Below are 23,465 nucleotides of genomic sequence, written 5' to 3' on the forward strand. Positions count from 1 at the left end.
ACCGGACATGGGCAGCCGGGCACCATTCCAAGGATCTGTCATGCCCGTCTACCAATTAGATCAACATGCCCCGCAAATTGACGACAGCAGCTTTGTTGCCGACGAGGCAACACTGATTGGCAAGGTCGTACTGAAAGAGCACAGCAGTGTCTGGCCAGGTGCGGTCATTCGTGGCGATAACGAAACCATCACCGTAGGAGCAGGCTCCAACGTCCAAGAAGGTGCCGTCCTGCACACCGATCCGGGCTACCCGCTGACCATTGGCGACCATGTCACCATCGGCCACCAGGCCATGCTGCACGGCTGCACGATCGGTGAAGGCGCCTTGATCGGCATTCAGGCTGTGGTCTTGAACGGGGCCGTCATCGGTCGCGATAGTCTGGTGGGTGCCGGCGCGCTGGTCACTGAAGGCAAAGTCTTCCCTGAACGCAGCCTGATCATTGGCTCGCCCGCCAAAGCGGTGCGCACCCTCAGCGATGAAGACATTGCCAAGCTGCGTCAGAACGCCCGCGTTTACGCTGAGCGTGGCGGCCACTATAAAACGGCCTTAAAGCGCATCGACTAATCCCTGTTCTCGATTTGTTTTCAACTGGAAAGACCTATGGCCAAAACCATTCTTGTTACTGGCGGTACCGGCTTTATCGGCTCTCATACCTGCGTCGAGCTGATTGCCCACGGTTATCAGGTTCTGATTCTGGACAACCTGAGCAATAGCCAAAAAAGTGTTCTGGATGCCATCACGAAAATCACCGGCACTCAGGCCGGCTTTATCGAAGGCGATATCCGGGATCGGGCCTTGCTCGACACTATTTTCCAGCAAAACGCGATATCTGCCGTTATCCATTTTGCCGGTTTGAAAGCGGTGGGCGAATCCGTTGCCCAACCCCTCAAGTATTACGACAACAACCTCACGGGCACGCTAAGCTTGCTGCAAGCCATGCAACAGGCCAAGGTACGAACTCTGGTGTTTTCGTCCTCCGCCACCGTGTATGGCGACCCCCAGCAACTTCCCATTCCCGAGACACATCCGCTGTCCGCCACCAATACCTATGGCCACACCAAACTGGTGCTGGAGCAGGCAATGGGCAATCTTTACCACAGCGAGCCGGGCTGGCGTATTGGCTTGCTGCGTTATTTCAACCCGGTAGGCGCCCACGAATCGGGACTGATCGGCGAGGCTCCTCAAGGCATTCCCAATAATCTGATGCCCTACATCGCTCAGGTTGCGACGGGGCAACGCGAACAGGTCCAGGTTTTTGGGCACGACTATGACACGACGGATGGCACGGGCGTGCGCGACTACATCCATGTCTGTGACTTGGCCAAAGGCCATGTCGCCGCCTTGGAGTACCTGGAAGCCAAAGACAGTGAACTGCTGACTGTCAACCTGGGAACGGGGCGTGGCTATTCTGTTCTGGAGATGATTGCCGCCTTTGCGCGCAGTTGTGGGCGCCCTATTCCCTACACGCTGGCCCCACGTCGTCCTGGAGATATCGCGGCTTGCTGGGCAGACACGGAAAAAGCCCGCGAAACCTTGGGCTGGGAAGCCAAAAAAGGCATTCAGGAAATGTGTGATGATGCCTGGCGCTGGCAGTCGGGGCAGGCCTGACCCGTGCATGCGTGCCATCGCCATTGGCGATGGCACGTTGACAGATGGTTGATTTGCAAGGAAGAAAACGGGTCCTAGAATAAAGGTGTCAATCTAAAAACCACCCTCAGAGACAGATTCCCATGAAAACCTATCGCATCGGCCAGATCGTTCCCAGCTCCAACACCACGATGGAAACCGAGATTCCTGCCATGTTGCAGGCACGTTACGCCGAGTTTCCTGAAGAGCGCTTTACGTTCCACTCGTCGCGCATGCGCATGATGCACGTGAACCCCGAAGAACTGAAAGCCATGGACATTGCCAGCGACCGCTGCGCGGTTGAGCTGAGCGACGCCCGCATGAACGTGATGGCCTACGCCTGCCTGGTGGCTATCATGGCCCAAGGCGACGGCTACCACCGCGTCTCGCAAGAGCGTCTGCAGAACACCGTTAAAGACAACGGCGTGGACATTCCCGTGCTGAGCTCGGCCGGTGCCTTGGTCGATACCCTGAAAGAATTCGGCTACAAGAAAGTCTCCATCATCACGCCGTACATGAAGCCGCTGACCAAGCGCGTGGCCGACTACATCGAAGCAGAAGGCATCGAAGTTCAAGACTCCATCAGCCTGGAAGTGTCGGACAACCTGGAAGTGGGTCTGCTGAATCCAGAAAACCTGCTCGAGCACGTCAAACGTCTGAACCACGACGGCGTGGACGCCGTCATCCTGTCCGCTTGCGTGCAGATGCCTTCCCTGCCTGCCATTCAACGTGCCCAGGACCAGATCGGCAAACCCGTTCTGTCCGCCGCAGTGTGTACCGTGTACCAGATGCTCAAGACACTGGGTCTGGAAACCCGCGTTCCCAACGCAGGCCACATCCTGTCAGGCGTCAAGCCACAAGCCTGATCCAGCCAGCCTGGTGACGCACAACCCTGTCGACCTTACATCGGCAGGGTTTTTTTATGCCTGATCAGTTTTCAACAGAGGGGGATGCCCCCATGAGGATGAACACTCCAGCGCACGCGGTCACCTAAACGCGCGGCTTGCCCACCACCGCCGCTAAGGAACGTCTTGAAGGCCGCAGCTTATGCAGACATGCTGAAAAAAACGATATGATGCCAGCATGAAACTGGACCTTCTGACCCTCAAACTATTTGTCCGAATACTGGAAGAAGGCACGATCAGCCAGGCGGCTGAACGTGAGCACATTGCCGCCGCCGCGGTCAGCCGCCGCATCGCGGATCTGGAACAGTCTCTGAACACGACCTTGCTGCTGCGCACCAACAAAGGGGTCAGCCCAACCGCCGCAGGTCTGGAGTTGTTGTACCGCTCCCGGGCGCTGCTCAATAGTGCGCAGGAAATCGAAACCCGCCTGCAGGCCTTCTCACAAGGCCTGCAAGGTTTGGTCCATATTCTGGCCAATACCTCCGCCATCTCACAATTTCTGGCTGAACCGCTGGGCGAATTCGGGCGTCAACATCCGGCGATTGCCCTGCAACTGGAAGAACAAACCAGCCTGGACATTATTCGCGCCCTGTCAGAGGGCAAAGCAGACCTGGGAGTGTTTACCCGCCTGCCTTACGCCGCCGATATCCAGGCCTATCCGTTTCGCAGTGACAAGCTGGTGGTACTGGCGCCCATCCATCATCCTTTGGCCAGGCACGAGAAAGTACGTTTTGAGCAGACTCTGGAACATGAGCAGATCACGTTGCTAAGCGGAACACAGCTGCATTACCAGATCACCAAAACCGCCATGGAGGCCAACCGCTCCGTGCGCATTCGTACCGAAGTATCGGGCTACGACGCCATGTGCCTATTGATCAACGCCGGAATGGGGATTGGCATCTTGCCACGCAAGAGCGCCAGCATTTACCAGATCCCCAATACACGCATGATTGAACTGGACGAAACGTGGAGCCAACGGGAAATTCTGATTGGAGTACGTCGGCGCGATGATCTGCAGCCCAGCGCTGAAACCTTGCTGAGCTTTCTGCTGGACAGCAGTACCTGAGCACGAGCTCTCTGGAGGCAGCAGCAATCTGTGCCCGACAGGCGGTCAAACTGCCACCCCGTCATGGGCAGGTCCGAAGCCCCTGGCATTTAGCTCAGTACGCTGCCCCTGGCTGAGCAACAGGCACGGCAATCTCATCCTTGAACTGACTCAGCAACACCGTAGCGGCTTGCCGCAGCAACACGGCGTCCACGCCGACGGCGACAAACAGGGCTCCCAAGGACAGGTAGCGATGCGCAGCCTGAACATCCGCCTGCAAAATACCCGGCGCCTTTCCCGCCTGACGTATACGTACAATTGCCTCTTCAATCGCCGCCAGAACCGCCGGATGTCCTGGTTCGGTCAAATAGCCCATGCTGGCGGCCAGATCAGCCGGACCAATAAAAACCCCGTCCACGCCTTCCACCGCCAAAATCTCATCCAGGTTTTCCAGGGCTTGCCGTGTTTCAACCTGGCATAGCACGCACATTTCCTGATTGGCCCGCTCCAGATAATCAGACGTGGCCCCCCAGCGGGCCGCGCGAGCCAAGGCAGCACCCACACCCCGGATACCATGGGGCGGATAGCGAACCGCCGCCACGGCCGCCCGGGCTTGCTCGGCATCCTGCACCATGGGAATCAGCAGGTTCTGAGCCCCTATGTCCAGCAGCATCTTGATCTGCACGGGATCATTCCAGCTGGGACGGACAATCGGCGCGATCGGGTGGGCCGCGACCGCCTGCAACTGCGCCAGCAAGGTCTGCACCGTGTTGGGAACGTGCTCGCCATCGAGCAAGATCCAGTCGTACCCCAGGCCAGCACACAAATCCGCCACGTACGGGCTGGCCAAGCCATGCCACAAACCGATCTGTGGCCTGCCTTGCTGCAAAGCCTGCTTGAATGTATTGACCGGATGCATCCTATCTCTCCTTGTGGTCTGCGTGGGCATCAAACAAGCAGTGTAGAACGCACACGGGCAAAATGAACGTGAACACGAGGTTTATGTCCGGTACGTCATCGTCCATGGACGGCAGATGAAAGACAAAAAAAGGCCCCACACCGGGGCCTTTTCAAGGCAAGACAACAGGCGGTGCTACAAAGCCTGCCCAACCTGTTTGACCAACTCGCCAAAACGGGGCGTCGTGCGGTCTCGTGGGCGAGGCAGGTCCACCTCGATCCGAGCACTGACCCCTGCCGGACTGCCTCCCAGCACGATAATGGTATCGGCCAAAAAGACAGCTTCATCAATGTCATGCGTCACAAATAACACGGCCGCTGAACTACGCTGCCACACCTGCACCAGCTCATCCTGCAAAGCCTGACGGGTCAGGGCATCGACCGCCGAAAAAGGCTCGTCCATGAGCAGTAAATCAGGCTGTACGGCCAGAGCACGAGCGATACCCACCCGCTGCACCTGCCCACCCGACAATTGATGCGGCCAACGGTCTTTCAGGTGGGCCAGCCCTACCTGATTCAAGGCCGCCTCAACTCGCTGCTCGCGCTCCTGACGCGACAGCCCCAGACCTTCCAGCCCATACGCCACATTTGAAGCAATGCGTCGCCAGGGCAGCAGGCGGCTGTCCTGAAAGACAAACGCATTGGCGCGCCGACCGGGGCTATCGTGCAGATTGGAGCGCAAATGTCCGAAGCTGGGTTGGCTCAAACCAGCAGCAGCCCGCAACAAGGTGCTTTTGCCAACACCGGAGCCACCCACAATCGCCACAAAATGCCCGGCCTGAACATCCAGGTTCACATCACGGATCACCGGCGCCGGCGCACCGGGGTATTGAAAACCAAATCCCTGGAACTGAATCAAGGCTGCCACTGAAGTACCCATTTGTTAAAAGTCAGAAACAGCATGTCGCACAAGGTGTAAACCACCGAGATGATCAGCATGTAGACCACAACCGCATCGTAAGCCCCTACCCCGGCTGCGGCATTCATTTCCTGTCCCATGCCAGGAACACCCAGCAGCTCGGCTGCAATCAGCGTCATCCATGCCTGTCCGATGCCGGCGCGCACGCCGCTGAGCAATCCGGGGCTGATGGCAGGTAAAACTACCGTCCAGGCGCGGGAGAAATAAGAGTGGTGCCCGAAGGCAGCCGCCAATTCGTAATAGCGTGGATCTACCGAGCGCACAGCACTATACGTGGCAAAGTAGTTCAGCCAGAACACGCCAATAGCGATTACGAAAGCCGCCCCGGCATGGCTAACCTTGAACCAGGCAATCGCAAACACCACCCAGGCCAGTGGCGGGATGGGACGCAGCAGACGCACCAGGTAGGCCTGCAACAAGTCAAAGCGATGGATGGTTGCCGCAGCCAGACCAAACCCAATCCCCAGGATGGTGCCAATGCCCAAGCCCCAGAAATAATGCACCAGACTGGACTGGGCAGCGGGCCAGAGCCGGCCAGCCTCGATTTCCTGAAACAGGGCCGATGGCAGGCTGAAGGGATCAGGCAGCGTACCGCGAGGAGCCCAGCCATAAACATAAGCCAGACGCCACACACCAATAAAAAGCACAAGGCCGGCTACACCGTAAACCATCCGCTCCAGGCCTCGACGCCACAAGGCATCGAGCCAGACGCCGTCAGAAGCGGGCGCAGCAGCGGGCGGCAAACTTGCTTCTTTTGCAACGCTCATCAGGGAGCCGCCTTTTCGTAGAAACGGATATCGAACAAGCTTTGTACATCGTCAAGCTTGGTCGCCAAGGTGCCCAAGGACACCTGGAAATCCTGCAGTTGAGCCGTGCCGTCAATAATCTTGCGGGGGTCAGGCTGAAACTGATCACGCGAGCGTTCGATGGCTGCTTGAACGATCTCTTTAGGCAAACGTCCACCGCCCACATACTTCTGCACATACGGGGTGGCCTTGGCAGGCTCATCGCGCAGCATGGCTGTGGCACGCAAATGGGCATTGACCAGATGCTGAACCAGCTCAGGCCGGGATTCGATCAGACCTTCGCGCACCAGCAGCACCGAACCAGGCTCATTGGGGAACAGTTCACCACCGTGCGCCACAATTTTGGCATCAGGCTGACGCTGCAAAATCTGACTGACCGTAGGCTCCAAAATGGCAGCGGCGTCCACCGCATGATTGCTCAAAGCCTGCTGAATCTGAGCCTCGCCCTGGTAGATGACCTCGACCACATCCGGATCAACTTTCAGCATATTGCGCAGCCAATACTGCAAGGCCGCCTCGGGAACAGCGCCTTTAGGGTAGCTGGCAACCTTGGGCTTACGGCCCTTTTCCTGCGTAAACCGGGCAACGGCGGCGGCAAAATCCGGTTTGTCGGCATCCAGATAAGCAGACAAATCCCCAATCGCCACCACACTGACCTGCTCCACGATATTCGAGGCCAGAACCTTGACGTCGGCCTCTTTGGCTCTGGCGACCAAAGCCGGACCAATACCTACGTAAGCGACATCCAACTGTCCCGCAATCAGCGCCTGGGTCAATGCGGGTCCGCTTTGAAACTGCACCAATTTGGGCTCAGGCTGCCCTTCTGGCAGTAAGTCGCCAGATCCTAAGGCAACGAACAATTGAGCGGCAGGCATGATGGGCAGATAGCCGATCTCCAGCGTTTGCTCAGCAGCCTGGGCGCCAAAAGAGACAGAAAGAGCAAGAAGGCCAGAGGCTACATAACGGGAAAACATAAGGATCTCGTAGAACAGGCTAAAACTGAAGCTTAAACCTGTTGGGGAGACGCATCTTTATTTGCTAATAACCAAAAAGCATTAAAACAACCCTCTTTACACCTTCTGCTCTGATACCTGCCAGGCTCCCCCTCCGACACTCAATGGCGTCCGGGAGCAAGCAAGTGATGCCCCTCCTGAACAAACAACTGCCCCAGCGAGGTGGAGCCATAGACATTCAAATGATTGTTATCGAAATAGGCCATGCGTCCGGCATACCGGCCCTGCTCGGCAAACGGACGCGCCACCGCCCCGACGTCGACCCAATACACATTGGGGATTCGGTCCACAATCTGTTTGATGATCGCATTGGCAGCCTGCGCCTTCTTTCCTGGCGCTCGTTCAATATGTATGCCCAAACGACTAAAAAGCTCTTGGCGAATGGGAGAGACAGCAAGCTCGGGGACATCCGACAATACATAAACCGGTGTGCTGGCCGCGATACTGCGTAAGGTATGTTCGAGCTTTGAGAGGTAATCGGGGTCAGCCGCCTCCGGTTCTTCGCCCAACTGATAAGACCAGAAGGAAGTGAAAATGACGGCCTCATACTGCCGATAGGCTGTGGCTATATATTCCTTAAGATTCTTACAGGGCTCGCGCGAGGATTCAGGCAAGACATGCTCATTAAAACCAAATACCGGAGAGCAGGAGCTGCCTGTTACCACGTACGCCTGCCACCCCTCTTTACGTCCCACTTCGTCCACAAACGAATTCAAAGCCGCTGCATGAGAATCACCTGTCACCAATATCCGCGGAGATTTCTCCGGATCGCCACGCAAACAGCGCTTGTCAAACGTGCCATGGCAAACATCGGTGCCATAACTCAAGAGCGCAGGATCAAGATCCAAAGACGGCTTGACCGCCTTCAAACCCAGCCCCAAGCCCGCCAGAGCAAGGGCCGGGAGCAAGAACAAAGCCAGAAAAGCCGTCGTGAACCCAACGTTCCAGCGTTTGCAGCGCTGCTCCACCAGCCTGTAGGACAGATAGGCCAGAATAAACATGCAAGGCACTGCCACCAGCAACCAGCTGAGCGGCAACACATAAGCGCCATAAACATAGCGCAGATACGCCAAAATCGGCCAATGCCATAGATACAAGGAGTAGGAAATCAAACCTACCGCGACCATATAGGGTCTCTGAAAGACCCACATGACCCAGCCGCCGGTCGCCTGTTCCGAGCGCCCACCGTAAATGAAGAGTCCAGCCCCGAGGCAGGGAATAAGGGCATTGAGCCCAGGAAAAACAGACTGCTTGTCCAGCATCAGCAGCCCGCCCACTATCAGCATGATCCCAGTCAGCTGAAGCAAGTGACATCCGCGTCGATGGCTGTACACCGGCAGAAAAGCAAATAAAGCGCCTACCAACAACTCACTGAAACGTAAACGCAGTAAAAAATAAACCGAATCTCCTGCATGCGTAGACAGCAAATAATACTGGCTATAGGCAAACCCCAGCGCCACCCCGCACGTCACAAACACAGTCAGAGACAGATCCAGGGTATCCTTGCCACGTCTGGAAAAGAACCTGAAAGCCAGCAAGAACACAAGAGGCCAGATAAAATAAAACTGCTCTTCTATGGAAAGCGACCAAATATGCAATAACGGCTTTTCATCGGAAGCAATATCAAAATAGCCACCGTCTTTGGAAAAAAACTGATTCGCCAAAAAAGCAGAAGAATAAAGAACAGAACTAAAAAGCCGATCAAAATCTTCTGGAAGAAGAAGAAAAAATCCAGCCAATAAAGAAAACAGCAAAACAATATAGAGCGGTGGCAGTATTCTTCTAATTCTTCTTTTGTAAAAATCAAAGAAAGAAAACCGCCCCTGCATGACTTCATTTTTTATGATGTGACTAATCAGAAACCCTGAAATCACAAAAAAAACGTCCACCCCGATAAAACCACCGGGCAGCCAATCGGAATTCAGGTGAAAAATCAGGACTGATAGCACAGCCAGGGCGCGTAGACCATCGATGTCACTTCTATATTTCATCATCTTATTTTTACGACCAAGAACGCATCAGTCCTGTATAAAATCCATCAGACCACTGTTATAGTGCGTACCCAGGCAGCGGTCTGCCAAGACACTTCCTGCCGCAAACCAGCCTCGGCATCCTGTCCACAGGGTTCCACATCGGACACCCAGACTGTCACTTCAATACAACAGACATAGTGACAAAAACCACCCAGACACGCACTTACAACCAGCAACAAATACTATCATTGCAGTTCGGCTTTACTTGCTAAGTTTCTCTGATAAGTTAGCGCCAAACGTCCGCCTAACGCAGATGGGACACCATTATTGCTCAAGCACTCCCACACTGGGTCATTCACTCGGTTAGTCCCCCTCACACGCCCTGACTGTACCGGCCAACTTGTAACACATTGGGTTTTTTATTTGATATGCCTGACCAAGGAGCCGGTATTACTGTTTTATAAGGCCCCTACTTCAGAAAAAAGCTCGTTAAAAAATTTCGAAAATAAACGTTTTAAACCCATTGAGATTAGAATTGAAGGTTGAGATCTTCAGTTCAGCGAAACGTTGACTATCATCCGGAGAATGCGTGAACACTGTTAGCCAGAACCCTGAAGCCAATACAAGAAACATTAGTCTGAGCGATCTAATTAGGCTGTTTTGGAAATCAAAAAAAATAATTCTAGCAGTCACTCTGCTGTGCACCTGTCTTTCCATTGGCTATTTGGTGTTGGTACAACCCACCTACCAAGCCACCACGCGAGTGCTGCCTCCTCAGGCAAGCGATTTGGCCGAGTACGTCGAGAGCGTGAATACGATAGACACGGGCATTTCCGAGAAAGACACTCCACGTCCACTGGACTCCGCGCATGTTTACGGGATTTTCTACACCAACCTCAAATCAGACTCGATCAAAAATAAATTTTTGACGCAATACTACCTTCCTTATTTTGCGCCCAAAGATGAAGTCGAGACCGAGCAGGTTGCAAAGCGTCTGGACAAATCCTTGAGTATTACAGGCTCTACGGCAGAGGGTGGCGGCCTGAACGTTTCCATTAAAGCGAAAGATCCAAAACTGGCGGCTCAGTGGGCCAATGACTATACACAACTTGCCGTACAGGCTACTCATGCCGAGCTGCTCAAGAACCTGCAAAGTGAGATCAGCGCAAAAAAACAAAGCACCGAAAACCGGATAGCAACGCTACGTCAGCTGGAGCAGGACCTTCAGAACCTGAAAATAGGGCGCCTTCAGGACGCCTTGACCGTGGCCAAAGCCATGGAACTGGAAGCGCCGATGCCAGGCACAACTGTCATCACGCTGGACAACAGCCCCGGCAATGAAAACAGCTTTATGCGGGGGACACGATCGTTACAGGCCGAGATAGACGTGCTTAGCAAGCGCAAGGATCAGGACGCCTACATTGCTGGCTTGCCCAAACTGCTGACTCAGCAGGCCTTGCTGCAGACCCTCAACAGCAATCCCGAGTTCTCGGTAGCCCGCATCGATATGGCTGCACAGCCACCGTATGAGCCCATCAAGCCAATCAAACCCTTGGTCTTGCTGATAGGGATTATTTTCGGTCTATTCCTGGGGATGTTTGTTGTACTGATTGTCAGCACAATCAGAAATGATTGAAAGCTGCTGTTTGCCACCGCGCTCGCACGTAGCCTTTCACTACCATATACGACCGTAGGATATGAATACCTTACCTAGCCGCCGCTTTCAGAAAAAACACGAGCAAATCCTGCTCTCTTCGCCATTCCTGCTGTTTGTAGGCTGGCTGGTTTCCGTTGCCCTGCCCACTGCCCTGCATTGGGGCTTGAACGGCTTGCTGACACCCGATCTGGGCCAGAAAACGGCCTTGATCGTGGCCTCCATCGCCTTTGTCATTTGCCACTTTGTGGTTCGCAAGATCAACACGTCCTATCCGGGCGGACAGTCGAGCATGTTCATTGCACCGCAAGTCATCACCATTTACGTGCTGGTTGCGCTGGTCTCCCTGCTCTTAACGCTGAACCTGTCTCGCTTTATCCTGCTCACGAGCGGTGCCTGTGCCTTGCTCTGGTTTTACCTGGAGCATTTCAGCACGCAAAAATATCGCCGCTTAAAGCTGGCGATTATCAAAGGGGGGATGAGCGATCATTTGTTTGAGCTGGACAATGTTGACGCTCGAGAGCTGACAACACTGGATTTGCAGAACGTTCGATATGATGCGGTGGTGGCGGACTTCAACGACCTGAGCAAAGACGATGAACGTTTTCTGACGCAATGCGCGCTCAAGCGCATTCCTGTCTATGACGCCAGTCTGGTTTATGAGTCGCTTTCAGGGCGTGTGCGAATCAACCGCATGTCCGAGAACAACCTCGGAGCCTTGCTGCCCACCAAAGTCTACGAGACCACCAAACTGCTGATGGACCTGGGAATCGTCCTGCTGTCCTTACCGATCGTGCTGCCCATTGGTCTGATCACTGCCTTGCTGATCAAACTGGAAAGCCCTGGACCAGTTATTTATACCCAGCAACGCATTGGGCTGGGTAACAAGGAATTTACCATTTATAAATTCCGCAGCATGCGCTTTGATCGCGAGCAGCCCGAGCAGTTTGCGGGCGAGGACGACCCACGCATCACGCGTGTTGGCAAAATCATCCGCAAGCTGCGTATTGACGAGCTTCCGCAGTTTCTTAATATCATCAAGGGCGAAATGAGCCTGATCGGCCCGCGCCCCGAACAGCCCAACTTTGTCAGGGCGTTCGACGAGCAGATTCCGTTTTACAACTACCGCCATGTGGTCAAGCCAGGAATTACGGGCTGGGCGCAAGTGCGGCAAGGTTATACGGATGATGCAGACGCCACCCGCATCAAGATCGAGCATGACTTCTATTACATCAAGAACTGCTCGACCTATCTGGATCTGCACATTGTCTTTCTGACCATCAAAACCATGCTCACCGGTTTTGGCGCTCGTTAAGGAAAACCAAAGAAAATCAACTCAAATAAAAGAAAGACTACAAGCACTAAGTCGAGCGCACTTCCTCGATAATCTTACGAAGGCGCTCAATCACTCATCCTGTTTTTTCAATAGATCAAGAGAGCAAACAAGAATTAAAGAAAACCACAAAAACGGCCAAACATAAGCCTTTGAAATTAAAGAAGAAAAAAATGCATAAACGAACATCAAAACCGGAAAATGAAAATACACATTAGATCGAAAAAATTTTAAATTACAAAATATATAAATAAAAACCAACACAATTATAAATAAAAAAATTAAAAAATAAGCAATTCCGTATGCAGCCCAATATGAAAGCAAGTTGTGTATATATCCACCAGAATCCCCATCCCTCAATATCTCATACCCATAACTACCAAAAATAAAATTGTTAGATATTACCTCCATTCCCTCTTTAAAATAATTAAGCCTCCCAACAAAAGAAGGATCGGACCAAGGGTCTGTCAACAAAACCAAAAACCTACTATTTGAGGACGAACCAAAAATCGCCATAACAAACAAAAAACAGACACCAAGAATAGAGGAAAAAAGAAATAAAATATTTCTTTTAACAAAAATCTCAAAAACAACTATAGAAATAATAAAAAAATATAAACTTGATCTTGAATAAGTATAATAAATACCAAAAAGAGAAACCACTAAATAAAAATACTTATATAAACCGACTGCATATATATAAACTAGAAGACCTATTACCGCAAATGCATCAGACATAGCCAGATATACTAGCGGAGCCCCTTCTTGTTGGTATAGCTCCCAGGTCCCATAAACTTCTCTTCCTCGAAAAACCCCATCTATTACAACGACAATCAAAGGTAAGAGAGAGATATAAATGAATCCACGCTTATCTTGAGATAAATACTGATGAACACGATCAAAAGAAAGACAAAGCGGAAGCAAGCAGGAAATTTGTATTACTGTAGAAGCTAAAGACTTTAACGCCAGAGCAGGACTAACATTATAAATAGAGGACAAACTAAAAAAAGCAACAAAACTGCCATAAAAAAACAATAACAGCGCCAACCAAAAAAAAACGCCTCTTTTTTTATTTTTTAACACATCAAGAAAAAAAATAAAATAAAAAGCCGATAAAACAAAAGGCACGGATATAAAAGGAAACCAAGAAAGAAAATTATGATTATATTTTAAATAAGAATAGGCAGGATAAACTCCAACAAAAAGCAAGAAAATCACCAATGCCACTTTTCCATAAAAAATTTCTTTGGCATTCATAAGAATCATCTACCCGCAAGATATTTTTCCAAAGCTACACGAACCCTATAAGTCGCTTTAGATGCCAATGAAATATTGGCCAAACGATCTTTTATAGACAATTCCTTGAAAAACAGTAAGCCCAATAACTTGCCATTTTTTCTTAAATTTTCTGCACTTATTCTTGCACTTAAGCTCCGCACATCTTTATCGCTTAGATTTAATTTATACTTTTCCAAAAACAATAAATAAGCTTTATTTCTTGAGCCAATAATTTCATTTTTTTTATCAAAATCAACGCCAAAACCCATAGAATTATTTTCATGAATTCTATAAAGCAAAATTATTTCACGAGTCCATTTTATTTCTCTAGCGAAAAATTTTATATGCAACGACGTCCAAATATCTTCATTAGGAAGTTGTTCTGGAATAGGAAATATTTTTTCTGCGAAGAGACGTGTGAATCCAGCAGCCCCACCACTAAGATTTGGAGCATCTTTTTTTGGATAAACAATACCGTCGTACTTTTTATTGTTACTAAAGCTTTTTATTTTTCCTGTCGCAACATCCACATTACCACTAAACAGTGCAACTCGTTTTTCAATAGACTGTGGTGGCAAAATGTCATCACCAGCAAATAAAAAAACATAATCCCCAGAACAAAGCGCCCACCCTTGATTGAAGGCTGCTACCTTTCCTTTTCCACAGGCGCTATAAACCTTCAACCGACTATCCTGCTTAGATAAATCAGCAAGCAAAGCCTCTGTATTATCTAAAGAATTATCATTAATTACAATTATCTCAATATTTTCATACGTTTGAGAAAAAATGCTTTTTATAGCTTCCTCGATATATTTTTCTACATTTCTTACGGGAATAATTATTGAGACACGGCATTCTTTATACATTGACTATTTCCTTTCCCGCAAAAAATTTTTATAGAACAAAAACCGCACCCCACCTCCCAATAACCGCAAAGGAATCCGAGTCATAATATTAAACAAAAATTGTGAATAACTTATAAACCCACTGATCCGAAAATCACGCTGAAATTTATATTCATTTATTGCATAGGACCACCCGCCCCGCCTCTTTATCATTTCAATTCCAGCCCTGGCATACACCAAAGGCATCCCTAAATTTGCAGTTTTCGCACCCGCTTGAATAAGGCGAACCCATAAACCATAATCTTCATACAGGCTCTCATCTCTATACCCCCCTAAATCTTCAACTTTTTTCTTTTTAAACATAACAGTCATATGATTAAAAGGATTTCTGTATTTTGCGAACTTTACTATCTCTAAATGATTTAAAGGCACTTTCTTTAGACCATAGGCATCAGAAATAGAATTTTCGAACTCAACAACCCATCCACCTATAATATCAACACTAGGGTTCTTTTTAATATAAACAATTTGCTTTTCAAAACGATCTGGAAAATTTATATCATCAGTATCAAACCTAGCCACCCACTCAAAACTGCAATTCTTCAAACCCTCATTTAATGCACGCCCTAAACCTTGATTTTGTTTAAGCTTAATAATTTTTAATGGCAGTCGGTCACTATAGGCATCTAGAACAGTCTGCAAATCGTCTGTGATCGGCCCATCCAAAACCATAACAATCTCATCTGCAAGCAGCGTCATATTTAGCAAGCTATTTAACGCCTGATCTAAATAAATAGGTTTTTCTCTAGCATAAAGAGACATTAAAACAGAGAATTTCATTCGGAGCTCCCTGATTTAAGAACAGAACGATAAAACCCTGTTAATTTCTTCCATTTATAATATGATGTTCGATAATAGTCATGCTCAACTCTACCGGCTTTTAAATAAGCATCCAAATCAGACTCTACCCATCCCATTTTTTTGAGAAAGTAAGCTTTATCTTCTTCTAACTCATACCTACTTGGGTACGGTATATTTTTTAAATCTTCTATTGCAATTTCTCTAGTAATTTGCCCAGTAACAATTAAAGTACTAAGATGAACTCGACGTTTATCAATTCCAAATTTTACTGGAAGTATGTAACCTTGATAAAACCGAGTGAACACAGACTCGTAATGTTTATATGGATAAGGTTTATATCCGTATTTTTCCTGGAGTTTTTTCATAGCAGAAAATTTATTAAACTCCATTAGATCCAAGACGGAAACCCAATGCACTTTTTTAACTAAAGCAAATCGAATATAATCAAGCACCCCAAATAAAGGAAAAGTTTTTATTTTTACATCAGAAAATTTTTTTGAGATATCAAGAATATTTTCTTTATCAAACTTAAACCAATTCCAACTTCTTGGAATTCGCATTCCCTCTGTGGCCTCATTGGTCCCGGCCAGCAAATGCTTCAGGCCATATTTAGCCGCCTGCTGGTAATTCACCGCCGTCATCGCGTTGTCGTATAAAAGCTCGATATCGACAACATTGGCATCAAAAAATGCCTGCATCAGCTTGCGGTACTCATGCCAGTCAATCACATGGGTATACAGATCCACGCCCAGACCATTGATCAGGTTCTCAATATTGTTCTGCGCGAGCTCGGAGTTCCAGCCATTATCCATATGCACAGCCAGAGGACGCAATCCAAGCTCAACGGCCTTGACCAGCACCCAGGAGCTGTCTACCCCGCCTGAAACCCCGACAATGCAGTCATAAGGCTTACCTTTGCCCTGCGCCTTGACCTCGGCCACCAAGGCCTGCAAGCGTCGCTCTTTTTCTTCCGGTGCCAGCCCCAACGTGTTCTTGGTGCCTGCCTCCAGGTCCGTGCAGTAGTTGCAGACGCCATCACTGTTGAAAACAATGTCGCGTGCGCTGGTGTCCATCACACAGCGCGTACACACCTGGTAATGTTGATTCATTCAATATCATCCAAAGAGTCAAACTCGGCCCGTTTCGGGTAATTGATCAATACCGCACGGTGTGGGCCTTTGAATACAAACATGGCGCCGGCCGCGACGGCCGAAGCACCGGCCTTCAATGCCAGGTTGAAATCGTCCATCGAACGAGCTCCGCCCAGGGCCACCACGGGCACCGGCAAGCGGCTGGCAACCGAATGGATCAAATCCAGATCGTAGCCGTCCATCATGCCGTCATGGTCTACTGCGCTCAAGAGGACTTCCCCTACTCCCGCATCAACCCGTTCAGCCAAATAATCGTAAATAGGGCGGTTCAGCAATTTACCCGACTGCGAACTATACAGCTTGGGCTGCTTGAGCCAGTTTTTTTTAATATCAACACCCAACACCACACTTTGCTGGCCATACACCCGGGCAATATCCTGTATCAAGCGCGTATCGTTCAGCACAGCCGATTGCAAACTGACCTTCTCAATGCCCAGATCAAAAATCCGCTCGACCTGCTGCATGTTCTGGATACCGCCCCCGTACGTCAAGGGCATAAAGCACTCTTCGGCAAACAGGCGCACCACATCCAGATCAGGCGTGGTACCTGCGCTGGAGGCGCCGATATCCAACACGACCAGCTCATCGACCTCCTTCTCGTTGAAGATACGAATTGCGTTGGTCGGGTCGCCCACGTATTTGGGATCTTGATAGCGGCGGGTTTTAACCAGGCCCCCATTTTTCAAAGACAGGACAGGAATAACACGTGGCTTCATGCGGTCTCAGCCATAAAGTTCTTCATCAAACCAAATCCAAACTGGTGACTTTTCTCGGGGTGGAACTGGACGCCCATGACGTTCTCGCGCTGGAAGGCGGCCACGAACGTGCCGCCATAGTCGGCTGTCGCCAAGACATCCTGAGCACAAGCGGCCTCGACCTTGTAGGCATGGACAAAATAAAAGCGATGACGGCGCTCGCCTTCCTGCAGCAAGGGGTTGGGCTTGGCAATATCCACTTCCGACCATCCCATGTGGGGGATCTTCAAGGGACGTTCGGGCGTGCTTTGAAAGCGCCGTACCTGGGCATCAATCCAGCCAAGACCGGGCAAGGTGCCTTCTTCGCTGGCACGACACATCAACTGCATGCCCAGGCAGATGCCCAATACGGGCTTTTTATCCTGCAGGGCATAGTGCTCCAGAACAGGCAAAAACCCCCGATCGTGCAATTGCTGCATACCGTGGTCAAAGGCCCCCACGCCCGGAATAATCAAGCGCTCAACGGCCATGACCTCCTGCGGGGCAGACACCTTGCAGGCCTCTCCTCCCAGCTTTTGAATCATTCGGATGACCGAATTAATATTGCCACAACCGTAGTCCAGGATGCCGATCATAAACTTGCTCGCTGTTTGTGCGATTCACCACAACTATATCGATACGAAATGGCCAGATACACCACGTACAGCAAGGCGTAGGACACCGAGTAAATGAGGATCGCCGCAGACTCGGTACCCACGTAACTCAGCACTCCGTAGGTCATGGCCAGCAGACAGATCTGCCATATCAGATCGACTTGTTGTTTGTTAAATATATATATTACGTAACTTAACGGGCTGGCGATGAAACGCAAGGTAAACATCGGGACCAGCAATACGCTCATCAAGCCTGCGGGGCGCCACTCTTCACCAAAGGCAATGGCAAAAACGGGCTCCGACAAGAAGTAGGCGCCAATGGCAAAAATGACGGACCCGGCGCCCAGTACCCAAAACGTACGTACGTACTCGTGGCGGCACTCGCCGCGCTCACGAAACGCCATCGATGCCTGGCGTTTGAAGACATCCAGAACCGCCTTGCCAAGAAACGACAAGGGCAACCCCAGCACACGGATCACCAACGCCAGATAACCGGCGCTCTCTGCCCCAAAACGATAGGCCACAATCATGACGGGCAACTGGATTGCCAAGGCATTGATAAAGTCGGCGGGTAAGGAATATGCCAGAAACTTCCGATGGCGTCTGGCATAGGCCTGCATCAATGGTCGCCAGCGCCGTATCCAAGCCATCGACACCGGCAATAGCCACATACCATAGGCCTGCGCCAGCAGCAAACCCAGCACATACGACACCGCCAGCGCCGTCGCGGTAGGCCAAATGAACCCGGCGGCAATCTGCAACACCACCACAAAAATCGACTGGGCCACTCGCATCATGTTCAATTGACGAAAGCGCCCTTCTGCTGCTGCCCAGGATTGCCAGGCCTGATTCAATGCGAACAGGGTGGCACAAGGCACCAAGACAAGTAACAGCATCAAGCTGTCAAAGTAGTTGTAGCCAGTCAGCACATGCACCAAGCCCAACACAAGCACTACCAGTATGGCTGCCAGCAGAGTCGTGGCCAGAACGGCAAACGCAGCGGCATTACGAAACCGCCCATCCCGCTCCAAGGCCAGCGACACCTCCAAGCGTCCCGTCAACGCTGTCGATAAAATAATGACAATCCCCAACCAGGCGGAGAACAGACCAAACTGGCCTGGCCCGAATTGGCGAGCAATCAGCAAAGCGCCCAGCACAGGAATTACCTGAGCGATCGCCGATCCAGTAAAGACGGAGAGTACGGTTTTCCAGTAACTATTTAGCATAAAAATGGCTGCGGAATTAAGCCGCAGCCTTAAACGAGATTAAAGCGGTACGCATGCCTGTAGCGCTTGGACGATGTGATCCATATCGTCGTCTTTCAGGTAAGGCCCCATGGGCAGACTCAGGACCTCGGTGGCGATCAGGTCGCCCACCGGCAGCACCGCATCCAGATCCTGCACGGCGGGCTGTCTGTTCAAGGGGATAGGGTAATGCACAGCAGTGGGCACACCCGCTTTGAGCAAGCTTTCCTGTACCTGGTCGCGCTGTTTGACCCGGATCGTGTACTGGGCATACACGTGACGGTTGTGGGGCTCCACAAAAGGCGTGCTCTCGATGCCAATGGCCTGCAGGCTGGTTTGATAACGCTGGGCCACGCGCTGACGCATCTCCAGCTCTTCAGACAAAATCGCCAGTTTGGGCAGCAAGATCGCCGCCTGCAACGTATCAAGACGACTGTTGATGCCGATGCGGATGTGATGGTAGCGTCGATCCTGTCCATGACGGGCAATCTGGCGCATTACTGTTGCCAGACCTTCATCATTGGTGAAAATCGCCCCGCCGTCCCCGTACCCTCCCAAGGGCTTGCTCGGGAAAAAGCTGGTACAAGCAATCGTCGTCAGGTTACAGGAGTAGCGTCCTTTGTAGGTTGCGCCAAAACTCTGGGCAGCATCCTCAATGACAGCCAGGCCGTGCTTGGAGGCAATCGCATTGATAGTGTCAAAATCCGCGCACTGACCATACATGGACACCGGAATAATCGCTTTCGTACGCGGCGTGATCGCCGCCTCCAGCAAAGCGGGGTCCAGGTTGTACGTCAGCGGTGCCACGTCCACATAAACTGGCTTGGCGCCCAACACGGCCACCGTCTCCGCGGTCGCCACATACGTAAAGCCGGGAGTGATCACCTCGTCACCGGGCCCTACACCCAAAGCCATCAACGCAATTTGCAAGGCATCCGTGCCATTGGCACAACTGATGCAATACTTGGCCTGTACGTAATCGGCCAGCTTTTCTTCCAGCTCTGCCACCTCTGGGCCAAGAATATAGCGACCATGCTGCAAAACCCGCGCAATACCTGCATCAATCTCAGACTTGATGCGCATTTGCTGGGCATGTAGATCCGTAAATTCAATCATTGCTGTTGGACTTCCCGTTTAATCAAACGATCATTGTGCAGCTCATAGATAGCTCCTGAATGCGGGCAGACGCACTGTCCAGTCCCCTTCACAGGCAAATCCAGCTGCTCTCCAAATTCACTCATCCAGCCTTTCTGACGGGCAGGCACACCCAGCATCAGGGCGTAATCGGGCACATCCCTATTGATCACTGCACCTGCCCCCACAAAGGCAAACTTGCCTATGGTGACCCCACAGACAATCGTGCAGTTCGCCCCCAATGTCGCCCCGGTGCGCACCAGTGTGTCACGATACTGATCCTTGCGCTCAATAAGAGAGCGTGGATTATAGACGTTGGTAAAGACCATGCTGGGGCCGCAGAATACGCCTTCTTCCAAGGTGACGTTGTCGTAGACGGAAACATTGTTCTGAATCTTGCAGTTGTCCCCTATCAGCACCTTGTTGCCAACAAAAACATTCTGGCCTAACGATACCCCCGCCCCGATCCTGGCACCTGCACAGACATGCACAAAATGCCAGACGCGTGAACCCGGTCCGATCTGTGCGCCTTCATCCACAATGGCTGTTTCGTGTTTGTAATAGCTCATTTTTTCAGGAAGGGGTGGTAATCACCCTGCAAAGGCATGATGTCTGCGGTGCGAATAAACTGCACAGTCGAGATTGCAGTGCGATTTTCTTCCAGACCAAAGCCACGGCCAGCCAGAATCTCTTCGTAGCTGCGCGTGTGCAGGTCGGTAAAGCCACCCGAAAACTCGATTTCCTCGCCATCTACCGTGATCGAGCGGAACGTGCGCATGCCTTTTTCCTGGGCCGATTGAGGCACGTCTTCCACGTCAATAGACAGGAACCAGCGCACCCGTGCGTTTTCATATTCCAGAAAACCCGCTGCCTTGCTATCCGTACGGGTATGCACCACATTACGTTGCAGATCGCCAAAAATAAAATGCAGCATATCAAAGAAATGCACGCCAATATTAGTGGCAATACCGCCCGATTTTTTCACATCGCCTTTCCACGACTGGTGATACCAGTTGCCACGAGAGGTGATGTAGGTCAAATCCACATCGTATTTATCTTTTTTGTTTTTGTTGTTTAATACTTTTTCCCGCAGTTCGATAATCGCGGGATGAACACGCAATTGCAAAATCGTGTTTACTTTACGTCCAGTATCGCGCTCAATATCCAGCAGGCCATCGATATTCCAGGAATTGAGCACCAGAGGTTTCTCACAAATGGCATCCGCACCGGAGCGCAGAGCAAATCTCATGTGAGAGTCATGCAGGTAATTGGGCGAACAGATGGACATATAATCGACTGCTTCGCCCGTTTGAGCACGACTGAGCTTGTCGATATGACGATCAAAGCGTTCGAACTCTGTAAAAAAATGAGCGTCGGGAAAGTGGCTGTCGATAATGCCTACCGAGTCATTCGGATCCATAGCAGCAACCAGCACGTTACCGGTTGCCTTGATCGCCTGCATATGACGAGGTGCGATGTATCCACTTGCACCAATGAGAGCAAATTTCTTCATGTTTCCTAGTGTTTCTTAAAAAATTTAAAAGCCGATGTCTTGACTCTGGCTAACGATAGGCAACTCTACACTTTACCGAAATATTTTTAATATTTTTTTAAATTGTGCTTAAAAATATAACTGCAAAAAAATAGAACCACTTAATTACTGTCAGTTTTAAAAGGATGCACTTTCCGCAAAAAACCGCTTATACAGCACCATCAACCCGCAGGCAAAACCTACCATAAAACGTTCAAGCATTTCCAACAAGCAGTACAGCACGACGACGCTGATGCATCAAAGCCATCAGAACCGCCAGAGACATCAAAAAGAACAATAAAGTATTATTGCGAATCAACATTATTTGCGTTTGCCCGTAAATAATATAGCCGCCTATCAAGCATAAACCGCCCAGGGCATAACTGCGCAATACTGAATCCGCATGGCGGATATATGACAGAAAATACCATGCCGCGCTGAACATCATCAGCAGCAGGGACAACAAGGCCAGCCCCCCATACAGCATCCAGACTTCCAGAAAAGTATTATGGGTATTGGCCAAGCCCGCAGGTACTGCTCCAATCAAGCCTGCTTCCCGCTTTTCTTTCAGCGTCTGGCGAAACTGAACTTCACCGATACCCAGCAAGGGACTGTCGTCAATCGCGTCCCATGCCGCTTCCCAGATCGCAAACCTGGCCCCCAGAGAGCTATAGCTACTGGCGCCGTTGGCCTGGTATTCGGACAAGTCTGTATAAACCTGTGCCACACGGGTTTTGACAAGGGGAGATTGATACGCCAAGACGCCGGCAGCCGTACCGAGCACGGCCAGGACAATGACACAGGCCATCGCATTGCTGCGTCGCAAATATGCCAGCAAAAACAGAAGAACAAATAAAGGGATGGCTACCCAACCACCACGCGTACCCGAGTAGTAAGAGCCCAGCAGGCCACAGAGCATGCCGACGGCCAGGAGCACCAGCCACAGACGGCGATGGGGATGGGGGTGGGGGTTACTGATTACCCAGCACAAGGCCACACCCAGCAATACCGCCATAGTCAACGACAGATTTCCAAACTGAATGGCCCCGGTAAAGCCAAAGGCCTTGAACTCACCGACTTGCCACATTTTCCAATAGGCCACAGCCAAACCGCTGACCGCTCCCAAGAGCAAGCCAGCCCATAAAGCCCCCGGCTTAGGTGGAAAACGACACAAACATAGAATCAATAATGCGCCGAGAGCAAATTTGACCGGGACCTCAAAGCTGCGCGCATAGCTACCGTGCCAGACTGTCGCTCCTATACTGATGCCCGCAAAAAGCAGCATGCAGACCCCAATAAGCTTTTCCTGTTTTTCCAGGGAAAGAGCTGGCAACGCAGGAATTTTCCACAGTGCAAAAAGGGCCAGCGCCCCCATCGCGTACGAATACAGATCCTTGGTGGACAACAGGCTTGCATAGAACAAGAACACAAGCCCCGATGTCAAACGGTTGCCTGGACCAGTCAAAAGAGAGGGAAGAGTCATATGCGACGAGACGAAAAAAACCTAAAGCGACGGTAAACGATACTCGTACTGACTGGGACCAGGACACTTTCGGGCGGGTCTGTCCTGCCAAGCAAATAAAAGCGACGTAACAAATTATAATCGCCGTAACACCCGGCGTGCCGTTCAAAGAGAGCAACTAACCGTGTAACTGCGTAGCGGTCCTTGATTTATATACGCCCGTACAACAACCCCTGGCCGAAAACTCAAGAAATCGGACTGACACCCCAGGCTTGAATGTCTGCTATCTTGCAAACTGGGTGAAGGCAAACACCTGGCCGCCTACGCCCTTTGAGGGTTTACCGTATCATGACCGTTGCGCAGTTCCCAGCTCACCCCC

22 protein-coding genes are annotated in these 23,465 nt (G+C 50.8%); 6 read left to right on the forward strand and 16 right to left on the reverse strand.

Features of this window, described 5'->3' with window-relative positions; all coding sequences use genetic code 11:
• The first annotated feature begins 40 nt into the window (after window positions 1-40).
• The 4 genes from FE795_RS15220 (at window position 41) to FE795_RS15235 (ending at window position 3,598) form a co-directional block, all read left to right on the forward strand.
• The gene (locus FE795_RS15220; protein ID WP_219235187.1) at window positions 41-565 is read left to right on the forward strand and encodes a gamma carbonic anhydrase family protein; all 525 of its coding nucleotides are present in this window, start codon (window positions 41-43) and stop codon (window positions 563-565) included.
• A gap of 36 nt (window positions 566-601) precedes the next feature.
• The gene (gene galE, locus FE795_RS15225) at window positions 602-1,609 is read left to right on the forward strand and encodes a UDP-glucose 4-epimerase GalE (protein ID WP_003802174.1); all 1,008 of its coding nucleotides are present in this window, start codon (window positions 602-604) and stop codon (window positions 1,607-1,609) included.
• Between the two features lie 122 nt (window positions 1,610-1,731).
• On the forward strand, window positions 1,732-2,493 hold the full coding sequence (locus FE795_RS15230) for a maleate cis-trans isomerase family protein (protein ID WP_003802175.1): 762 nt from the start codon (window positions 1,732-1,734) through the stop codon (window positions 2,491-2,493).
• Window positions 2,494-2,710: 217 nt separating this feature from the next.
• Complete coding sequence (locus tag FE795_RS15235) at window positions 2,711-3,598, forward strand: LysR family transcriptional regulator (protein WP_003802176.1); 888 nt, start codon at window positions 2,711-2,713, stop codon at window positions 3,596-3,598.
• Between the two features lie 94 nt (window positions 3,599-3,692).
• On the opposite strand, the gene hpaI is transcribed toward FE795_RS15235, so the two are convergent.
• The 5 genes from hpaI to FE795_RS15260 form a co-directional block, all read right to left on the reverse strand.
• Window positions 3,693-4,496, reverse strand: coding sequence for a 4-hydroxy-2-oxoheptanedioate aldolase (gene hpaI, locus FE795_RS15240; RefSeq protein WP_219235189.1), 804 nt, complete (start codon window positions 4,494-4,496; stop codon window positions 3,693-3,695).
• A gap of 174 nt (window positions 4,497-4,670) precedes the next feature.
• Window positions 4,671-5,414: an ABC transporter ATP-binding protein gene (locus FE795_RS15245; RefSeq protein WP_230406214.1), complete on the reverse strand. Its 744-nt coding sequence runs from the start codon at window positions 5,412-5,414 to the stop codon at window positions 4,671-4,673.
• Window positions 5,390-6,220, reverse strand: coding sequence for an ABC transporter permease (locus FE795_RS15250; RefSeq protein WP_230406215.1), 831 nt, complete (start codon window positions 6,218-6,220; stop codon window positions 5,390-5,392). The genes FE795_RS15245 and FE795_RS15250 overlap by 25 nt, the downstream gene beginning before the upstream one ends.
• Window positions 6,220-7,233, reverse strand: a complete 1,014-nt coding sequence (locus FE795_RS15255; RefSeq protein ID WP_003802180.1) for an ABC transporter substrate-binding protein — start codon at window positions 7,231-7,233, stop codon at window positions 6,220-6,222. Before FE795_RS15255 ends, FE795_RS15250 begins: the two co-directional genes overlap by 1 nt.
• Before the next feature lie 140 nt (window positions 7,234-7,373).
• On the reverse strand, window positions 7,374-9,266 hold the full coding sequence (locus FE795_RS15260; RefSeq protein WP_219235191.1) for an acyltransferase family protein: 1,893 nt from the start codon (window positions 9,264-9,266) through the stop codon (window positions 7,374-7,376).
• Between the two features lie 568 nt (window positions 9,267-9,834).
• On the opposite strand from FE795_RS15260, the gene FE795_RS15265 reads away from it, so the two are divergent.
• Together FE795_RS15265 and FE795_RS15270 are read left to right on the forward strand one after the other, a co-directional pair.
• Window positions 9,835-10,881: an LPS O-antigen chain length determinant protein WzzB gene (locus FE795_RS15265; RefSeq protein WP_219235193.1), complete on the forward strand. Its 1,047-nt coding sequence runs from the start codon at window positions 9,835-9,837 to the stop codon at window positions 10,879-10,881.
• A 61-nt stretch (window positions 10,882-10,942) separates the two neighbouring features.
• Window positions 10,943-12,214 (forward strand): sugar transferase, encoded by a 1,272-nt coding sequence (locus FE795_RS15270; RefSeq protein ID WP_219235195.1) that lies wholly within the window; start codon window positions 10,943-10,945, stop codon window positions 12,212-12,214.
• A gap of 90 nt (window positions 12,215-12,304) precedes the next feature.
• On the opposite strand, the gene FE795_RS15275 is transcribed toward FE795_RS15270, so the two are convergent.
• The 11 genes from FE795_RS15275 to FE795_RS15325 all read right to left on the reverse strand — a co-directional run bounded on the left by FE795_RS15275 (window position 12,305) and on the right by FE795_RS15325 (window position 23,068).
• Window positions 12,305-13,489: an O-antigen ligase family protein gene (locus FE795_RS15275; RefSeq protein WP_219235197.1), complete on the reverse strand. Its 1,185-nt coding sequence runs from the start codon at window positions 13,487-13,489 to the stop codon at window positions 12,305-12,307.
• A gap of 5 nt (window positions 13,490-13,494) precedes the next feature.
• The gene (locus FE795_RS15280; RefSeq protein ID WP_219235198.1) at window positions 13,495-14,376 is read right to left on the reverse strand and encodes a glycosyltransferase family 2 protein; all 882 of its coding nucleotides are present in this window, start codon (window positions 14,374-14,376) and stop codon (window positions 13,495-13,497) included.
• Between the two features lie 3 nt (window positions 14,377-14,379).
• A complete protein-coding gene (locus tag FE795_RS15285) occupies window positions 14,380-15,195 on the reverse strand; it encodes a glycosyltransferase family 2 protein (protein WP_219235200.1) in 816 nt (271 codons plus the stop codon).
• Window positions 15,192-16,325 carry an N-acetyl sugar amidotransferase gene (locus FE795_RS15290; RefSeq protein ID WP_219235202.1) on the reverse strand — a complete coding sequence of 378 codons (1,134 nt, stop codon included), beginning with the start codon at window positions 16,323-16,325 and terminating at the stop codon, window positions 15,192-15,194. Before FE795_RS15290 ends, FE795_RS15285 begins: the two co-directional genes overlap by 4 nt.
• A complete protein-coding gene (locus FE795_RS15295; RefSeq protein WP_219235204.1) occupies window positions 16,322-17,083 on the reverse strand; it encodes an AglZ/HisF2 family acetamidino modification protein in 762 nt (253 codons plus the stop codon). The genes FE795_RS15290 and FE795_RS15295 overlap by 4 nt, the downstream gene beginning before the upstream one ends.
• Window positions 17,080-17,697, reverse strand: coding sequence for an imidazole glycerol phosphate synthase subunit HisH (gene hisH, locus FE795_RS15300; protein WP_219235206.1), 618 nt, complete (start codon window positions 17,695-17,697; stop codon window positions 17,080-17,082). Before hisH ends, FE795_RS15295 begins: the two co-directional genes overlap by 4 nt.
• Window positions 17,694-18,941, reverse strand: a complete 1,248-nt coding sequence (locus FE795_RS15305; protein WP_219235208.1) for a lipopolysaccharide biosynthesis protein — start codon at window positions 18,939-18,941, stop codon at window positions 17,694-17,696. The genes hisH and FE795_RS15305 overlap by 4 nt, the downstream gene beginning before the upstream one ends.
• 39 nt (window positions 18,942-18,980) lie before the next feature.
• Complete coding sequence (locus tag FE795_RS15310; RefSeq protein WP_219235210.1) at window positions 18,981-20,075, reverse strand: DegT/DnrJ/EryC1/StrS family aminotransferase; 1,095 nt, start codon at window positions 20,073-20,075, stop codon at window positions 18,981-18,983.
• Window positions 20,072-20,662 (reverse strand): UDP-2-acetamido-3-amino-2,3-dideoxy-D-glucuronate N-acetyltransferase, encoded by a 591-nt coding sequence (gene wbpD / locus FE795_RS15315; RefSeq protein ID WP_219235212.1) that lies wholly within the window; start codon window positions 20,660-20,662, stop codon window positions 20,072-20,074. Before wbpD ends, FE795_RS15310 begins: the two co-directional genes overlap by 4 nt.
• A complete protein-coding gene (locus tag FE795_RS15320; RefSeq protein ID WP_219235214.1) occupies window positions 20,659-21,606 on the reverse strand; it encodes a Gfo/Idh/MocA family protein in 948 nt (315 codons plus the stop codon). The genes wbpD and FE795_RS15320 overlap by 4 nt, the downstream gene beginning before the upstream one ends.
• A gap of 232 nt (window positions 21,607-21,838) precedes the next feature.
• Window positions 21,839-23,068 (reverse strand): O-antigen ligase family protein, encoded by a 1,230-nt coding sequence (locus FE795_RS15325; RefSeq protein WP_219235215.1) that lies wholly within the window; start codon window positions 23,066-23,068, stop codon window positions 21,839-21,841.
• Window positions 23,069-23,465 lie beyond the last annotated feature (397 nt).

Source organism: Alcaligenes ammonioxydans, assembly GCF_019343455.1.
GTDB classification, from domain to species: domain Bacteria; phylum Pseudomonadota; class Gammaproteobacteria; order Burkholderiales; family Burkholderiaceae_B; genus Alcaligenes; species Alcaligenes ammonioxydans.

Bases quoted from the DNA above. Each gene is read 5' to 3' on its own strand.
- FE795_RS15220 (WP_219235187.1), top strand. From the start codon at position 41: ATGCCCGTCTACCAATTAGATCAACATGCCCCGCAAATTGACGACAGC.
- galE (WP_003802174.1), top strand. From the start codon at position 602: ATGGCCAAAACCATTCTTGTTACTGGCGGTACCGGCTTTATCGGCTCT.
- FE795_RS15230 (WP_003802175.1), top strand. From the start codon at position 1,732: ATGAAAACCTATCGCATCGGCCAGATCGTTCCCAGCTCCAACACCACG.
- FE795_RS15235 (WP_003802176.1), top strand. From the start codon at position 2,711: ATGAAACTGGACCTTCTGACCCTCAAACTATTTGTCCGAATACTGGAA.
- hpaI (WP_219235189.1), bottom strand. From the start codon at position 4,496: ATGCATCCGGTCAATACATTCAAGCAGGCTTTGCAGCAAGGCAGGCCA.
- FE795_RS15245 (WP_230406214.1), bottom strand. From the start codon at position 5,414: ATGGGTACTTCAGTGGCAGCCTTGATTCAGTTCCAGGGATTTGGTTTT.
- FE795_RS15250 (WP_230406215.1), bottom strand. From the start codon at position 6,220: ATGAGCGTTGCAAAAGAAGCAAGTTTGCCGCCCGCTGCTGCGCCCGCT.
- FE795_RS15255 (WP_003802180.1), bottom strand. From the start codon at position 7,233: ATGTTTTCCCGTTATGTAGCCTCTGGCCTTCTTGCTCTTTCTGTCTCT.
- FE795_RS15260 (WP_219235191.1), bottom strand. From the start codon at position 9,266: ATGATGAAATATAGAAGTGACATCGATGGTCTACGCGCCCTGGCTGTG.
- FE795_RS15270 (WP_219235195.1), top strand. From the start codon at position 10,943: ATGAATACCTTACCTAGCCGCCGCTTTCAGAAAAAACACGAGCAAATC.
- FE795_RS15275 (WP_219235197.1), bottom strand. From the start codon at position 13,489: ATGAATGCCAAAGAAATTTTTTATGGAAAAGTGGCATTGGTGATTTTC.
- FE795_RS15280 (WP_219235198.1), bottom strand. From the start codon at position 14,376: ATGTATAAAGAATGCCGTGTCTCAATAATTATTCCCGTAAGAAATGTA.
- FE795_RS15285 (WP_219235200.1), bottom strand. From the start codon at position 15,195: ATGAAATTCTCTGTTTTAATGTCTCTTTATGCTAGAGAAAAACCTATT.
- FE795_RS15290 (WP_219235202.1), bottom strand. From the start codon at position 16,325: ATGAATCAACATTACCAGGTGTGTACGCGCTGTGTGATGGACACCAGC.
- FE795_RS15295 (WP_219235204.1), bottom strand. From the start codon at position 17,083: ATGAAGCCACGTGTTATTCCTGTCCTGTCTTTGAAAAATGGGGGCCTG.
- hisH (WP_219235206.1), bottom strand. From the start codon at position 17,697: ATGATCGGCATCCTGGACTACGGTTGTGGCAATATTAATTCGGTCATC.
- FE795_RS15305 (WP_219235208.1), bottom strand. From the start codon at position 18,941: ATGCTAAATAGTTACTGGAAAACCGTACTCTCCGTCTTTACTGGATCG.
- FE795_RS15310 (WP_219235210.1), bottom strand. From the start codon at position 20,075: ATGATTGAATTTACGGATCTACATGCCCAGCAAATGCGCATCAAGTCT.
- wbpD (WP_219235212.1), bottom strand. From the start codon at position 20,662: ATGAGCTATTACAAACACGAAACAGCCATTGTGGATGAAGGCGCACAG.
- FE795_RS15320 (WP_219235214.1), bottom strand. From the start codon at position 21,606: ATGAAGAAATTTGCTCTCATTGGTGCAAGTGGATACATCGCACCTCGT.